Source organism: Sphingobium sp. (assembly GCF_041987595.1).
GTDB lineage: Bacteria > Pseudomonadota > Alphaproteobacteria > Sphingomonadales > Sphingomonadaceae > Sphingobium.
Map to the genome: position 1 here is coordinate 22,019 of NZ_JBHIWJ010000044.1, position 13,304 is coordinate 35,322.

The window sequence follows — 13,304 nt, forward strand, 5'->3', positions numbered from 1 at the left end:
CTTATATTCCTTCTTCTAATCGAGGAAGGCGATCAATGTCGAGTTACATGCCCACGCTGAAGCAGCTGCAATATCTTGTGGCGCTCAAGGAGCATGGCCATTTCGGTAAGGCCGCAGACAGCTGTTTCGTGACCCAGTCCACCCTGTCGGCAGGAATTCGCGAGCTGGAATCGCTGATCGGCATCACGCTGGTCGAGCGGACGCGACGGGTGGTGCGCTTTACGGCTCTGGGCGACCGGATCGTGGAAAAGGCGCACCGCGTTCTGCGGGAGGCGGAGGAACTGGCCGCCATTGCCGAAGCCTCAGGCAAGCCGCTGACCGGCGAGCTGCGCATGAGCGTCATTCCGACCATAGCCCCCTTTTTGCTGCCCCATCTGCTGCCCAAGCTGCGGGCGGAACGGCCGGAACTCAAACTCTATCTGCGTGAGGAAACGACGCAGGCGGCGATCGAATCGCTGCGCCACGGCAATGTGGATTGCGTGCTGCTGGCGCTGCCTTTCCCGACGGGGGAGCTGGACAGCGAATTTCTGTTCCAGGACCGCCTCTATGTCGCCTTCCCGCGGGACGATCCGCGCGATCCGCCCGAATGGATCGCCCCAGAGATGATCGACGAGACCAAGCTGTTGCTGCTGGAGGACGGGCACTGCCTGAAGGACCATGCGCTTGCCGCCTGTAATCGGCCGGAGATCCGGGCGAGCGCCATGATGATGGGCACCTCGCTCCATACGCTGGTGCAGATGGTCGACAACGGTCTTGGCATGACGATCATGCCGGAAATGGCGATTGCGGGCGGGATACTGAACCATACACAGATCACCGCCCGGCCGCTGCGGTCGGAGCGGTCACACCGCGACATTGCGCTGGTGTGGCGCAAGAACAGTCCGCGCGAGAAGGAGTTTCGCTTGCTGGCAGAGCTGTTGCGCGATGCGGCGGAGTTGCCGAAGGTGAGCGAGGCGGCCTGATCCTCAGTCGCGCCAGCTCTGCGCTCTGGCGTCATCCTCGGCGCGGGCTTCGACCCAGACCGTGCGGTCGGCGAAATACTCCTTCTTCCAGAAGGGCGCCTCCGATTTGAGCCAGTCGATCAGGAAGGCGCAAGCCTCCAGCGCCGCGGTGCGGTGGCGCGAGGCGGTGCCGACGAAGACGATCCGCTCGCCCGGCTTCAGCAGGCCATAGCGGTGGATGACGCGCACGCGGAGCAGCGGCCAGCGCGTCATCGCCTGCTCTACGATTCGTTCGACCTGCGCGCTGGTCATCGCCGGATAATGTTCGAGTTCGAGAGCGACGAGACCGCCTTCCCCGCGGACGATGCCGGTGAAACTGGCAACGGCGCCGCAGCCGGACGCCTCCAGCGCGGCCAGCTCGATGGCGGGGTCAAAATCCTCGCGCTGGATGGTAACGACGCTCATCCGCCCGTGACCGGCGGGAAGATCGCCAGTTCCTTCGCCTCGCCAATAGGGCTGTCAAGCGGAGTGAAGCGCTGGTCGAGCGCCGCGCGCAACCTGTCCGACCGGGCGAAGGCGTCTGCATAGGCGCCGCCCTGATCGGCGAGCGTAGCGATGAAGTCGCGGATCGTAACGTCCTCGGCCGGACGTTCGACCTGCTCCTCATCGCGGCCGATGGCTTCGCGGACCCAGGCGAAATAGACGAGGGTGAGCCTGGCCATCTCTCAATCCATGTGCTTGATGCCGACGCGCAGATAGTCCCATCCGGTGATCAGCGTCAGAATGGCGGCCGCCCAGAGGGTCGCTATGCCGACCATCTGCACGAAGGGGAATTGCGGTACGGCTCCGGCGAGGATCAGGGCTCCCAGCGCAATGAGCTGAAAGGTCGTCTTCCATTTGGCGAGGCGCGACACGGGCACCGAAACCTGTAGCCCGGCGAGAAATTCGCGCAGGCCCGAAACGGCGATCTCGCGCAGCAGGATGATCATCGCCGCGACGATGTGCATCCCCGAAATGTCGCGTGTGGCAGACAGCATCAGGATGACCGCGCCGACCATGATCTTGTCGGCGATGGGATCAAGGAAAATGCCGAGCTTCGAGACGGCACCCTGCGCGCGGGCGAGATAGCCGTCGAAATAATCGGTGATGCCCATCAGGCAATAGAGCGCGAAGGCCAGCATATAGCCGGTGGTCCAGCGCGCGCCGACCTCCGCTGGCCAGAGCAGGGCAACGAGCAACGGCACGGTCAGAATGCGCGAAAGCGTCAGCAAATTGGGCAGCGTCAGCATGGCGGCGGACTGCCACAGTCGGCGCCCGCACACAAGCGGCCGCGCAAAGCCCACCGCATAGGCCGACATGGAGAGGGGGTTGGACAGACCCGGCATCAGCGGCTAGACCCCCCTCGCCAATCCACAGCGAAGAAGACCCCCTCGCCTATGCAAGCCTCTCTCAGGCTCCTTAACAAGCGACGTTTTCTGCCGCTTTTCATCACCCAGCTGCTCGGCGCCTTCAACGACAATCTGTTCAAGAATGCGATGGTGCTGTTCGTCGTCTATACCGTCTATAACGACGAAAAATCGGAAACCTGGTTCAGCGCGCTGGCGACGGGCGTATTCATTCTGCCCTTCTTCCTGCTCTCCGCACTGTCCGGCCAACTCGCCGATCAGCGGGACAAGGCTACGATCATCCGCATCGTCAAGGCCGCCGAAATCGTCATCATGGCCGTGGGCGCGGCGGGGCTGGCGCTGATCTGGAGCGGGATCGCAGTCCACACGCTCGCCATTCCACTACTGCTTCTGGCGCTGTTCGCCATGGGTGTCCATTCCACCTTCTTCGGCCCGATCAAATATGCGATTCTTCCCCAACATCTGCATGATGAGGAGGTGCTGGGTGGAACCGGGCTGGTCGAGGCAGGGACCTACATCGCCATTCTGGCAGGCACGATCCTGGCCGGGGTCATCCCCGTGCAGGCCGCGGCGGTGGGAATCATCCTGACCGCGGTAATCGGCTGGCTGTCGGGGCGTCAGGTGCCGCCTGCCCCCTCCCTGCTGGAGCGGCAACCCATCGATTTCCACATCGTCCGGGCCGCCGTTACGCTGGTCAGGGGAACCATGCACATCCGGCGGCTGTACCTCGCCATCATGGCGATCAGCTTTTTCTGGGCCGTGGGCACGATATTGTTCATTCAGTTCCCGCCGCTGGTCAAAAATGTGCTGACCGCCGACAAATCGGTCGCCAGCCTGTTCCTGGGCATTTTTTCGATCGGCATCGCCATCGGTTCGATCGCGATCAACCGACTGTTGCAGGGCCATGTGTCGGCAAAATATGCGCCAGCTTCGGTGATCGGCATGGGAATCAGCATCGTCGCCTTCCACATCGTATGCGATCTCTGGATGGCAGAATCTGACGGACGGATGCTCTCGCTGGCGGGCTTCCTGTCCCATCCGCTGGCGATTCCGCTGTCGCTTTGCCTGCTGAGCGTCGCCACCTTCGGCGGCATGTTCGTGGTGCCGCTCTACGCCTTCCTCACCACCACGGTCGAGAAATGCGAAGCGGCGCGCACGGTCGCGGCGAACAATATCGTGAATTCGGGCGCGATGGTGATCGGATCGCTGCTCACCATCAGCCTCAGCGTGGCTGGAATGTCAGTGGTGAACCAGTTGCTCCTGGTGGCGGCGCTTTGCCTGCCCTGCGCGTGGATCGCCTGGACGCTGCACAAGGCCTGCGATTGACCCCTCAGCGCTTTAGAAGATGAAGCTGTAAAAGGCCGTAAAGAAGGCGCCGAAGCTCAGCATGAACAGCTTCCAGTCATCATCGTCGGACGGCTGCGCTGGCGCGCGGGCGCCCAGAACCTCGGTCACGCGCAACACATGGCGCGGCAGCCGCTGGCGAAAGGGATGGCGCGCAGACTCGCTCGTCAGGACAAGGGGTCGTGTTCTCATGCGCCAACTGTTAACGGATTCTTTACCATTTGGCCTATGGGGATTCTTAGTTAAGGGCTGTCCCGCGAAGGGACATGCTTGACTGTATCAGTCAAATAACACAGCATGACGGAAGCGATGAACGATCCCCTGCCCGACCCCCAGCCTGACGCCCTGCCGCCTCGCGAATTCGGCGCCGGACCGCCCAGCGCCTTCGCGCCGCCCGGCCCGTGGAAGCGCCGGGTGCAGATCGGCGGATGGATCGTCGCGGCGCTGCTGGCCCTGCTGATGATCATCATCGCCTGGCTGGCGGTAACGGCGCCGATGTCCCGGTCGTTAAAGCCCATTGCTCCGCCCAGCATCAGCCTGATGTCGTCCGACGGCCATCTGATCGCCCGGCGGGGGGCCGTCATCGACAGGCCCGTCACCGTCGCCGCGCTGCCCAAACATGTGCCGCAGGCCTTCATGGCGATCGAGGATCGGCGCTTCTACGACCATTGGGGCGTCGATCCACGCGGCATTGCGCGGGCGGCCTGGCATAATCTCTGGTCGGACGGATCGTCGCAGGGCGGCAGCACGATCACGCAGCAGCTTGCCAAGGGCGTGTTTCTGTCGGCCGACCGGACGTTCGGGCGCAAAGCGCGGGAGGCGTTGATCGCCTTCTGGCTGGAGGCGTGGCTGACCAAGGACCAGATCATGGAGCGCTACCTCTCCAACGTCTATTTCGGCGACAATGTCTACGGCCTGCGGGCGGCGGCGCTGCACTATTTCAACCGCCAGCCGGAACGATTGACCATCCCGCAGGCGGCGATGCTGGCCGGGCTGTTGAAGGCGCCCTCGCGCCTCGCCCCGACCACCAACCTGAAGGGCGCGCGCGACCGGGCGGCGCTGGTCACGCAGGCGATGGTCGAGGCGGGCTATATCACAAAGGCCCAGCGCGACGCCCTGCCCCCGGCCCGACTCAATGTGAAGCAGGCGCCCGATCCGACCAGCGGCACCTATTTCGCCGACTGGGTGCTGCCGCAGGCGCGCGACAGGGCGGGCGCGGTCTATGGCGCGCAGAATGTGGCGACCACGCTTGACTGGCGCATCCAGCGGCTGGCGGAAGCGGCGATCCGCCGCGCCCCGCTGGGCAAGGCGCAGGCGGCGCTGGTGGCGATGAAGCCCGACGGCAGCGTCGTCGCGATGATCGGCGGCAAAAATTATGGCGAAAGCGCCTTCAACCGCGCAGTGCAGGCCAAGCGCCAGCCCGGATCGACCTTCAAGCTGTTCGTCTATCTCGCCGCTTTCCGCGCAGGAATGACGCCCGACGACATGATCGAGGATACGCCGATCACCACCGGCACCTATCGCCCGGCCAATCATAGCGGCAAATATCGGGGCAAGATCACGCTGCGGCAGGCTTTTGCCGCGTCGAGCAATGTGGCGGCGGTGCGGCTGACGCAGAAGGTCGGCGTCGACAATGTCATCAAGGTCGCCCGCGACCTGGGCGTCACCGCGCCATTGACCGAGGATCTGAGCCTGGCGCTCGGCACGTCGGAAATCCCCCTGGTGGAACTGACCGAAGCCTATGCGGCGGTGGCGGCCGGCGCCTATCCGGTGCTGGCCCACGGCCTGCCGCCGGAGGAACAGGGCTGGTTCGACCGGCTGCTTAGCCGCCAGAAGCATTTCAGCGACGATCAGCTGGAAATGATTCGGGACCTCCTCTCCTCCGCCGCCAATCGCGGCACCGGGAGCGCGGCGGCGCTGCGCACCAGCACTTTCGGCAAGACGGGCACGACGCAGAACAGCCGTGACGCGATCTTCGTCGGCTATGCAGGCGGGCTGGTGACGGCGGTGTGGATCGGCAATGACGACAACACGCCCCTGCCCGGCGGCGCAGCAGGTGGCGGCGTGCCCGCGCGCATCTGGCGTAATTTCATGGCGGGCGCGATCAACGAGCCGGTCGAAGACGCGCTGGAGGAAACGAAGGACAGCGACCTCGTCAACGCCATCGCCAATGTCGCGAGCGAGGCTGGTCTGGGCAATATGAGCGTCGGCCTCGATACGCAGGGCGTCACGGTCAATATCGGCGGCGGACAGTTGCGCCTGCCGATCGACCAGTCGCCTCCCCCCGAACCGGACGCGCCCGAACCCCAGCCCGGCACGCCGCCGCCGCGCATCGTACCGACCAATCCGGCTACCGCCGAACAACGGCCCTGACATGGGATTGCCGCGTCCATCGTCTGGGTTAGCCTTGCTGCCGGCGGACGCGGCGGCGATGCAGTCTCTCGGCTACCGGCCCGGTCTCGTCACTTATTCGGCTGGCCCTGCGCGTGGATGGCGCTCGCCTTCGGACGAATGTTGGCGGCGCAGCGGATGGCTTCGGCGCGGAACGACCGCGCGCCGGGCTGGAGATGGCCGTCCCCACGCTGGCCGTCATCTTGCCCGCCGCTCTTGCGCTGCTGTAATAAAATAGGAGCTTGCGGCCTTTCTCATCAGCCGATCCTGCCTTACATGGGCGGGATGAATGCCCCCCTCTATAACAAGGACATTTTGCGGCTGGCCGCGAATATTCCCCATCACACGCGGCTGCCCGATGCGCAGGCAAGTGTCGAAAAGCGTTCCCCGACCTGCGGGTCACGAGTGACGGCCGATGCGCGAATGGAGGATGGGCGGCTCTGCGACATCGGGCTGGACGTGAAAGCCTGCGCGCTGGGTCAGGCTTCGGCGGCACTGATGGCGGCCCATGCCATCGGCCTTAGCGCAGACGAACTGGCTGAAGCACGGGACCGGCTGACCGCCTTCCTCTCCGGTGAAAGCGACGATCTGGACTTCTGGCCAGGGCTGGCCGTGCTGGCGCCCGCGCGCGGCTATCCGGCGCGCCATGCGTCGATCCGGCTCGGTTTCGAGGCCATTGCTGAAGCTGCGCGGATGGCGGACGCCTGATGCAGACTCCCGCCGCCGCCGCGCCCATTTCCGCCACGGACGTCCTCCTTTCCGACGGAGTCATCCTGCTGGGTGCCGCAGTCCTGTTCGTGATTGTGTTCCGCCGCCTCGGACTCGGCGCCGTGCTCGGCTATCTGGTCGCTGGCGCGCTGGTCGGGCCGCAGGGACTGCGTCTGGTTGGCGGCGCCGAATCGAAGCTCGCCATTGCCGAAATCGGTATCGTGCTGCTGCTGTTCCTGGTGGGTCTTGAGCTGCATCCGGCGCGTTTATGGCGCCTGAAGCGGGACATATTCGCGCTGGGAACGGCACAAGTCGTATTGTGCGGATGCGTGCTCACCGCTGTCATCTTCTACACCACCGGTTTCACCTGGGGGGCGGCGATCGCGCTGGGGCTGCCGCTGGCGCTGTCTTCAACCGCGCAGGTCTTGCCGGGCCTCAAGAGCAGCGGCCGCATCAATTCCCCCTTCGGCGAGAAGGTGTTTTCGATCCTGCTGTTTCAGGACCTTTCGATCGTCCCGTTGATCACCATCGTCGCCGCCCTGTCCCGCAATCCCGACGATGTAGGCGGGCCGCCGGGCTGGATGATGGCGGCCTACACCGTGGCGGCGATAGCCGGGCTGGTGCTGGCAGGCCGTTTCATATTGCGCCCGCTCCTGCGTCTGGTCGGGCGGCTGGGCGAGCGGGAGCTGTTCGTCACCGTCGGGCTGTTCACCGTGCTGGCCGCCGCGGCGCTGATGCACGCGCTGCACCTTTCGACCGCGCTCGGCGCCTTCGTCGCGGGCGTGATGCTGGCCGATTCGCCCTATCGGCATGAGATAGAGGCGGATGTCGAACCGTTCCGCTCGATCCTGCTCGGCCTGTTTTTCCTTGCAGTGGGCATGGTGCTCGATCTGCGGACGGTGGCCGCCTACCCCTTCTTCGTCATCGGTATGGCGGCGGTGCTCGTCCTTACCAAGGCCGCGCTGATCACGGGCCTGGCCCGGCTGTTTGGCATGGAACGCAATCAGGCCATCGGCGCCGGACTATTGCTAAGTCAAGGCGGCGAATTCGGCTTCGTGCTTTTCGCGCAGGCTCAGAATGCGTTGCTGATCGCGCCGCAGGCCGCCAGCCTGTTCAGCGCGATCGTCACCTTCTCCATGGCCACCACGCCTTTTCTGATGCTGTTCGCGCGCAGACTGGAATTTGCCAAACCCAGGGATGGGATGGACCTGCCCAAGCCCGAGGATGCACCGCGCGGGACAGCGATCATCGTTGGCTATGGCCGCTTCGGCCAGACCGTGGCCCAGATGCTGATGGGCCACGGCTTCGGCGTGGTGCTGATCGACAAGAAGCCCTCGCAGATCGAGGTATCGAGCCGCTTCGACATGAGGGTCAATTATGGCGATGGCACGCGGATCGACCTGCTTCGCCGGTCGGGCGCGGACGAGGCGCGGCTGATCGCCTTCTGCATCGACGACCCGTCGCTCGATTCAAAGCAGCTGGAGCCGATTGCGGAGGCTTTCCCACAGGCGGCACTGCTGGTGCGGGCTTTCGACCGGCGGCAATTGCTGGAACTCAAGGACCTCGATCTGGCAGGCGTTGTGCGCGAAGTGTTCGAATCGGCCATCTGCATGGGCGTGCAAGCGATGCAGGCGCTCGGCGTGCCGCAGAAGGAAGTCGAGGAGGTCGAGCGACAATATCGCCAGAATGACGAGCAGCGGATGGCGGTCCAGATCGAACATGGCAGTTTGCTGGCCGCCAAGGAACTGATGTACCGCCCCGGCAGGCGGATGCGCCTGTTCAACAGCGGCGAGGGGGAGGAAAAGACATGATTGCGGTTCTGGCGACGCTGTCGGCGGCTATGGCGATTGCAGCGGGGGCGTTCGGCGCGCATGGCGCCGGCAGCCCGCAGGCGGCGGAATGGCTGCGCACCGGCGGACTCTATCAGCTGATCCACGGCGTGGCGGCGCTCGCCATCATGGGCGTGGCGCGGGGTCCGGCAGCGCTGCTGTTGGGCGGTGCGGCCATCTTCGGCCTCACCCTTTATGGCATGGCACTGGGCGCGCCCAAATGGCTCGGGGCGATCACCCCGATCGGCGGCACCCTGATGATTGCGGGCTGGCTGTGGGCGGCGTGGATTTATTGGCGCGGCTGAAGCGCCATCCCCAAAGCCGGCCACTTGCCCCCGCCCCACCGCACGCCTAGATTGAACTTATGGCCGATCACCACCGTCACGACCATCATGAACCGGCAGGCGCCAATCTGGCCGATGCCGCCCGCGCCACGCTGGAAGCGAGCCAGGAACAGTGGACGCCGATGCGCGCCGCCATTTTCGATGCGCTGGCGGCCGAGGAAACCCCTGCGTCGGCCTATGACATAGCCGATACCGTATCAAAGGCTCGCGGCAAGCGCGTGGCGCCCAACAGCGTCTATCGCATTCTGGACCTGTTCGTGAGCAACAATATCGCGATGCGGGTGGAAAGCGCCAATGCCTATATCGCCAACGTGCATCCGGGCTGTCATCACGACTGCATCTTTTTGGTATGCAAAAATTGCAAACAGGCCACCCATGTCGACGACGACAAGGTGACGGACAAGGTCCGCGCCGTCGCCCGCGCGGAGGGTTTCCAGCCGGAACGCCCTGTCATCGAGATATTGGGCACCTGCGCCAGGTGCGCGGCATGATGCAGGCGTTGCGCTTCGTTGTGGAACAGCCTAGCGCGCTTCGGAGTCTATGTCTTTCATGAACGATCGTCCCTCCACGCCGCTGCTCGATCAGGTCGTCTGGCCTGCCGATCTGCGCAAGCTGCAACCCGAACAGCTCCGTCAACTGGCGGATGAGCTGCGGCAGGAGGTAATCTCCGCCGTCGGTGTAACGGGCGGACATCTGGGGTCCGGGCTGGGCGTGGTCGAGCTGACTGCAGCGATCCATTATGTGTTCAACACACCCGACGACAAGCTGGTCTGGGACGTCGGCCATCAATGCTATCCGCATAAGGTGCTGACCGGGCGTCGCGACCGAATTCGGACGTTGCGGCAGGGCGGTGGCCTGAGCGGCTTCACCAAGCGTTCCGAGAGCGAGTACGATCCCTTCGGCGCGGCGCACAGCTCGACGTCGATCAGCGCGGCGCTGGGCTTTGCCGTGGCGAACAGGATGATGGGCCGGCCGGGCAAGGCGATCGCCGTCATCGGCGACGGCTCGATGTCCGCGGGCATGGCCTATGAGGCAATGAACAATGCGCGGGAAGCCGGAAACCGCCTGATCGTCATCCTGAACGACAATGACATGTCGATCGCGCCGCCGGTCGGTGGACTGTCGGCCTATCTGGCGCGGCTGGTGTCTAGCCGTGAATTTCTGGGCCTGCGCGGGCTTGCAAAGCGCTTGGCGCGCAAGCTGCCCCGCCCGCTCCATAATGCGGCCCGCAAGACTGACGAATTCGCCCGCGGCATGGCCATGGGCGGAACGCTGTTCGAAGAACTGGGCTTTTATTATGTCGGACCGATCGACGGACATAATCTCGATCAGTTGATCCCGGTTCTGGAAAATGTGCGCGATGCGGCCGAAGGGCCGTGCCTGATCCATGTCGTAACGCAGAAGGGTAAGGGTTACGCTCCGGCCGAGGCGGCGGCGGACAAATATCATGGCGTGCAGAAATTCGACGTCATTACCGGCGCGCAGGCCAAGGCACCTCCCGGACCGCCCAGCTACACCGGCGTTTTCGCCCAGGCGCTGATTGCCGAGGCCGAGCGGGATCCAAGCGTCTGCGCGATTACGGCCGCCATGCCTTCGGGGACGGGGCTGGACAAGTTCGCGGCAGCCTTCCCCGATCGCTGCTTCGATGTCGGCATTGCCGAGCAGCATGCCGTAACCTTTGCAGCAGGCCTCGCGGCGCAGGGGATGCGGCCCTTCTGTGCGATCTATTCGACATTCCTGCAACGCGCCTATGATCAGGTCGTGCATGACGTCGCGATCCAGAATCTGCCGGTGCGCTTTGCCATTGATCGTGCGGGCCTGGTCGGAGCTGACGGATCGACCCACGCCGGCAGCTTTGACGTGACCTATCTTTCCAGCCTGCCCAATTTCGTGGTCATGGCTGCGGCCGATGAGGCGGAACTCGTCCATATGGTCCATACCTGCGCCCTCCATGACAGCGGGCCGATCGCGGTGCGCTATCCGCGCGGTAATGGAACCGGCGTCACCCTGCCGGACACGCCCGAGCGACTGGAGATCGGCAAGGGCCGCGTCGTGCGGGACGGGCGGCAGGTTGCAATTCTGTCGCTGGGCACCCGGCTGGAAGAGGCATTAAAAGCCGCTGACGCATTGGAGGCGAGGGGGCTGTCGACCACCGTGGCCGACCTGCGCTTTGCCAAGCCACTTGACGAGGCGATGATCCGTCGCCTTCTCACCACCCATGAGGTCGCAGTGACCATAGAGGAAGGCGCCATTGGCGGGCTTGGCGCGCATGTGCTGACGCTGGCGAGCGATCTGGGACTGATCGACAATGGCCTCAAGCTGCGGACCATGCGACTGCCCGATATCTTTCAGGATCAGGACAAGCCGGAAAAGCAATATGCCGATGCCCGGCTCGACGCCAACGCCATTGTGGATACGGTGCTGACGGCACTGCGCCACAATAGTGCAGGGATCGGCTCTGAAGTGCGCGCCTGAGTTACGCAACCAAAAGGTTGCATGAACCCTGAAGATGTCCATATTGGCAGCCAGGAGGTTGCCGATATGACCGATTCCATTATCAAGACCGTCGAGATTGCCGCGCCCGTTGCGAAGGTTTGGGACGCGCTGATCGATCATCACAAATTCGGGACATGGTTCCGGGTAGCGTTGGACCAGCCCTTTGCGGTGGGACAGGCTTCGACCGGCTATATGACCTATCCCGGCTATGAGGATTATCGTTGGGAGGCGCGGATCGTGGCGATCGAGCCGATGACGCGTTTTGCCTATGAATGGCCGGCAACCGGGGGCGACAAGGAACTGATGGAAAGCAGCGTCCCGGTTCCGGAATGGACGTTGGTGGAGTTTCTGCTCGAACCGATCGGTGATTCCACCCGACTGACGGTGACCGAGAGCGGATTCGAGCATGTGCCGGAGCCTCGGCGGAGTAATGTCATGCGGGATAATGACGGCGGCTGGGCCGAGCAGGTGAAGAATATCCGCGATTATGTCGAGTGATGAGATCTCCCCTGCCCGGCTGTTCGCGGCTTTGGGGGATGCGACGCGGCTGGGGCTGATCGGGCGGCTCTCCGATGGCGGAGAGCGGTCGATCGTTCAACTGGGCGACGGCCTGCCGATCAGCCGTCAGGCCGTGACCAAACATCTGGATGTGTTGCTGGGGGCCGGGCTGGTGCGGCGGACCAAGAACGGGCGGGAGGTGCTGTTCGCCCTGCAGCCGAAGGTCTTTGCAGAGGCCCGAAACTGGCTCGACCAAGTAGAAAGCCAGTGGGGCGATACTTTGGGCCGGTTCAAGGACTTTGTCGAGAACCAGCCCTAAGTGGTTTCTATTACTGAGGGGTGGAGGCGCGGGCGTCCTGACCGTCACCTTCGGGGGCCGCGATGATGTCGCGGGTGCTAGCCCCCTTGTCCACGACCTCGGTCGCCGGATCGCCTGCAGAGGAGCGGATGCCCGCAGCCGCAGTGCCGCGACCGGCGGCGTTGAGCGTGGCGCTTTCGCTCGCGCTGCGGGCGGCCGGGCCGCCGAACATGGCTTCCATGGCGGCCTTGCTCGAATCGATCGAGGCAGCGGCGGGGGTGCCGGGTGCAGGCGGGACCAGCGCGAAGTCGGGCGGGATCACCAGCGGAGCCTGACGCGCCACGGCGAACTCGTCGGGGCGGGCACGGCCAAACAGGCCGCCGCCGGAGCCGCAGGCGGACAGCATCGAAATCAGGCCAGCGGCGAGGATCAGTTTACGCATTAGTTCAATGACTCCGTCTTTGCGCCCTTCTCGCGCAGCAGAAGCGCCCGCGCAAGCAGGATCAACACGCCGAAAGTGATGGCCGCATCCGCCAGGTTGAAAATCAGGAAAGGCCGCCATTCGCCAAAATGCAGGTCGGCATAATCGACGACATAGCCAAGGCGCACGCGGTCCACGATATTGCCGATCGCGCCGCCCAGCACCAGACCGAGCGCCGCAACGTCCTGCCGCGCCTTTTCGCGCCACATCCATACGCCCACGAAACCGGCGATGAGCATGGTCATGCCGACGAGAATCCAGCGCATCATGTTGGTGTCGGCGTGGAAGAATCCCATCGAAACGCCGCGATTTTCCAGCCAGCGCAGGCGGAAGATCGGCAGGATCTCGATCCCCTCGTCCATCCGGCTTTTCAGCGCCAGCGGATAGGTGACGGTATATTTGACCAGCTGGTCGAGCGCGAGCGTGACGATCGCCACGGTCAGGCCCAGCGGGCGGTGGTTGACGGCGGCCATCAGCGCTGCGCCCGGCAGGATGTGGGTGACATGGATGACACGAAAGAACCCCTGTTAAGCGCCATTACTTTCATATTTCTCCTGCCACAGCCTGC

General features: G+C 64.2%; 16 protein-coding genes. 10 read left to right on the forward strand and 6 right to left on the reverse strand.

Translation table 11 applies throughout. The annotated features are described in order from the left end of the window. The first annotated feature begins 35 nt into the window (after positions 1 to 35). Entirely contained in the window at positions 36 to 962 is a 927-nt protein-coding gene (locus tag ACFC3J_RS12740) for a hydrogen peroxide-inducible genes activator (protein ID WP_375196541.1), read from the forward strand. A 3-nt stretch (positions 963 to 965) separates the two neighbouring features. On the opposite strand, the gene ACFC3J_RS12745 is transcribed toward ACFC3J_RS12740, so the two are convergent. From ACFC3J_RS12745 to pgsA, 3 genes are read right to left on the reverse strand one after another with little or no spacing between them, the layout of a single operon-like run. Continuing rightward, entirely contained in the window at positions 966 to 1,406 is a 441-nt protein-coding gene (locus ACFC3J_RS12745) for a molybdenum cofactor biosynthesis protein MoaE (RefSeq protein ID WP_375196542.1), read from the reverse strand. Beyond that, positions 1,403 to 1,663: a MoaD/ThiS family protein gene (locus tag ACFC3J_RS12750; protein ID WP_375196543.1), complete on the reverse strand. Its 261-nt coding sequence runs from the start codon at positions 1,661 to 1,663 to the stop codon at positions 1,403 to 1,405. The genes ACFC3J_RS12745 and ACFC3J_RS12750 overlap by 4 nt, the downstream gene beginning before the upstream one ends. Positions 1,664 to 1,666: 3 nt before the next feature. Continuing rightward, a complete protein-coding gene (gene pgsA / locus ACFC3J_RS12755) occupies positions 1,667 to 2,230 on the reverse strand; it encodes a CDP-diacylglycerol--glycerol-3-phosphate 3-phosphatidyltransferase (RefSeq protein WP_375196556.1) in 564 nt (187 codons plus the stop codon). A gap of 147 nt (positions 2,231 to 2,377) precedes the next feature. On the opposite strand from pgsA, the gene ACFC3J_RS12760 reads away from it, so the two are divergent. After that, entirely contained in the window at positions 2,378 to 3,673 is a 1,296-nt protein-coding gene (locus ACFC3J_RS12760; protein WP_375196544.1) for an MFS transporter, read from the forward strand. 12 nt (positions 3,674 to 3,685) lie between these two features. Here the strand turns inward: ACFC3J_RS12760 and ACFC3J_RS12765 are convergent, their stop codons facing one another. Then, positions 3,686 to 3,883 carry a hypothetical protein gene (locus ACFC3J_RS12765; protein WP_375196545.1) on the reverse strand — a complete coding sequence of 66 codons (198 nt, stop codon included), beginning with the start codon at positions 3,881 to 3,883 and terminating at the stop codon, positions 3,686 to 3,688. A 105-nt stretch (positions 3,884 to 3,988) separates the two neighbouring features. On the opposite strand from ACFC3J_RS12765, the gene ACFC3J_RS12770 reads away from it, so the two are divergent. The 8 genes from ACFC3J_RS12770 to ACFC3J_RS12805 all read left to right on the forward strand — a co-directional run bounded on the left by ACFC3J_RS12770 (position 3,989) and on the right by ACFC3J_RS12805 (position 12,276). Beyond that, on the forward strand, positions 3,989 to 6,064 hold the full coding sequence (locus tag ACFC3J_RS12770; protein ID WP_375196546.1) for a transglycosylase domain-containing protein: 2,076 nt from the start codon (positions 3,989 to 3,991) through the stop codon (positions 6,062 to 6,064). 303 nt (positions 6,065 to 6,367) lie between these two features. After that, on the forward strand, positions 6,368 to 6,790 hold the full coding sequence (locus tag ACFC3J_RS12775; protein WP_375196557.1) for an iron-sulfur cluster assembly scaffold protein: 423 nt from the start codon (positions 6,368 to 6,370) through the stop codon (positions 6,788 to 6,790). Then, positions 6,790 to 8,601, forward strand: coding sequence for a monovalent cation:proton antiporter-2 (CPA2) family protein (locus ACFC3J_RS12780; protein ID WP_375196547.1), 1,812 nt, complete (start codon positions 6,790 to 6,792; stop codon positions 8,599 to 8,601). The genes ACFC3J_RS12775 and ACFC3J_RS12780 overlap by 1 nt, the downstream gene beginning before the upstream one ends. Further along, on the forward strand, positions 8,598 to 8,924 hold the full coding sequence (locus ACFC3J_RS12785; RefSeq protein WP_375196548.1) for a DUF423 domain-containing protein: 327 nt from the start codon (positions 8,598 to 8,600) through the stop codon (positions 8,922 to 8,924). The genes ACFC3J_RS12780 and ACFC3J_RS12785 overlap by 4 nt, the downstream gene beginning before the upstream one ends. Positions 8,925 to 8,983: 59 nt before the next feature. After that, the gene (locus tag ACFC3J_RS12790) at positions 8,984 to 9,454 is read left to right on the forward strand and encodes a Fur family transcriptional regulator (protein ID WP_375196549.1); all 471 of its coding nucleotides are present in this window, start codon (positions 8,984 to 8,986) and stop codon (positions 9,452 to 9,454) included. Positions 9,455 to 9,503: 49 nt separating this feature from the next. After that, positions 9,504 to 11,438, forward strand: a complete 1,935-nt coding sequence (gene dxs, locus ACFC3J_RS12795) for a 1-deoxy-D-xylulose-5-phosphate synthase (RefSeq protein WP_375196550.1) — start codon at positions 9,504 to 9,506, stop codon at positions 11,436 to 11,438. A 66-nt stretch (positions 11,439 to 11,504) separates the two neighbouring features. Beyond that, entirely contained in the window at positions 11,505 to 11,957 is a 453-nt protein-coding gene (locus tag ACFC3J_RS12800) for an SRPBCC family protein (RefSeq protein ID WP_375196551.1), read from the forward strand. Continuing rightward, a complete protein-coding gene (locus tag ACFC3J_RS12805) occupies positions 11,947 to 12,276 on the forward strand; it encodes an ArsR/SmtB family transcription factor (RefSeq protein ID WP_375196552.1) in 330 nt (109 codons plus the stop codon). Before ACFC3J_RS12800 ends, ACFC3J_RS12805 begins: the two co-directional genes overlap by 11 nt. 10 nt (positions 12,277 to 12,286) lie before the next feature. Here ACFC3J_RS12805 and ACFC3J_RS12810 read toward each other — a convergent pair whose 3' ends face one another. Together ACFC3J_RS12810 and lspA are read right to left on the reverse strand one after the other, a co-directional pair. Continuing rightward, positions 12,287 to 12,697 (reverse strand): DUF3035 domain-containing protein, encoded by a 411-nt coding sequence (locus ACFC3J_RS12810; RefSeq protein ID WP_375196553.1) that lies wholly within the window; start codon positions 12,695 to 12,697, stop codon positions 12,287 to 12,289. After that, on the reverse strand, positions 12,697 to 13,209 hold the full coding sequence (lspA, locus tag ACFC3J_RS12815; protein ID WP_192666590.1) for a signal peptidase II: 513 nt from the start codon (positions 13,207 to 13,209) through the stop codon (positions 12,697 to 12,699). The genes ACFC3J_RS12810 and lspA overlap by 1 nt, the downstream gene beginning before the upstream one ends. Positions 13,210 to 13,304 lie beyond the last annotated feature (95 nt).

Bases quoted from the DNA above. Each gene is read 5' to 3' on its own strand.
- ACFC3J_RS12750 (WP_375196543.1), bottom strand. From the start codon at position 1,663: ATGGCCAGGCTCACCCTCGTCTATTTCGCCTGGGTCCGCGAAGCCATC.
- ACFC3J_RS12805 (WP_375196552.1), top strand. From the start codon at position 11,947: ATGTCGAGTGATGAGATCTCCCCTGCCCGGCTGTTCGCGGCTTTGGGG.
- ACFC3J_RS12780 (WP_375196547.1), top strand. From the start codon at position 6,790: ATGCAGACTCCCGCCGCCGCCGCGCCCATTTCCGCCACGGACGTCCTC.
- ACFC3J_RS12770 (WP_375196546.1), top strand. From the start codon at position 3,989: ATGACGGAAGCGATGAACGATCCCCTGCCCGACCCCCAGCCTGACGCC.
- ACFC3J_RS12775 (WP_375196557.1), top strand. From the start codon at position 6,368: ATGAATGCCCCCCTCTATAACAAGGACATTTTGCGGCTGGCCGCGAAT.
- ACFC3J_RS12740 (WP_375196541.1), top strand. From the start codon at position 36: ATGTCGAGTTACATGCCCACGCTGAAGCAGCTGCAATATCTTGTGGCG.
- ACFC3J_RS12745 (WP_375196542.1), bottom strand. From the start codon at position 1,406: ATGAGCGTCGTTACCATCCAGCGCGAGGATTTTGACCCCGCCATCGAG.
- dxs (WP_375196550.1), top strand. From the start codon at position 9,504: ATGTCTTTCATGAACGATCGTCCCTCCACGCCGCTGCTCGATCAGGTC.
- pgsA (WP_375196556.1), bottom strand. From the start codon at position 2,230: ATGCTGACGCTGCCCAATTTGCTGACGCTTTCGCGCATTCTGACCGTG.
- ACFC3J_RS12760 (WP_375196544.1), top strand. From the start codon at position 2,378: ATGCAAGCCTCTCTCAGGCTCCTTAACAAGCGACGTTTTCTGCCGCTT.
- ACFC3J_RS12785 (WP_375196548.1), top strand. From the start codon at position 8,598: ATGATTGCGGTTCTGGCGACGCTGTCGGCGGCTATGGCGATTGCAGCG.
- ACFC3J_RS12810 (WP_375196553.1), bottom strand. From the start codon at position 12,697: ATGCGTAAACTGATCCTCGCCGCTGGCCTGATTTCGATGCTGTCCGCC.
- ACFC3J_RS12790 (WP_375196549.1), top strand. From the start codon at position 8,984: ATGGCCGATCACCACCGTCACGACCATCATGAACCGGCAGGCGCCAAT.
- lspA (WP_192666590.1), bottom strand. From the start codon at position 13,209: ATGGCCGCCGTCAACCACCGCCCGCTGGGCCTGACCGTGGCGATCGTC.
- ACFC3J_RS12765 (WP_375196545.1), bottom strand. From the start codon at position 3,883: ATGAGAACACGACCCCTTGTCCTGACGAGCGAGTCTGCGCGCCATCCC.
- ACFC3J_RS12800 (WP_375196551.1), top strand. From the start codon at position 11,505: ATGACCGATTCCATTATCAAGACCGTCGAGATTGCCGCGCCCGTTGCG.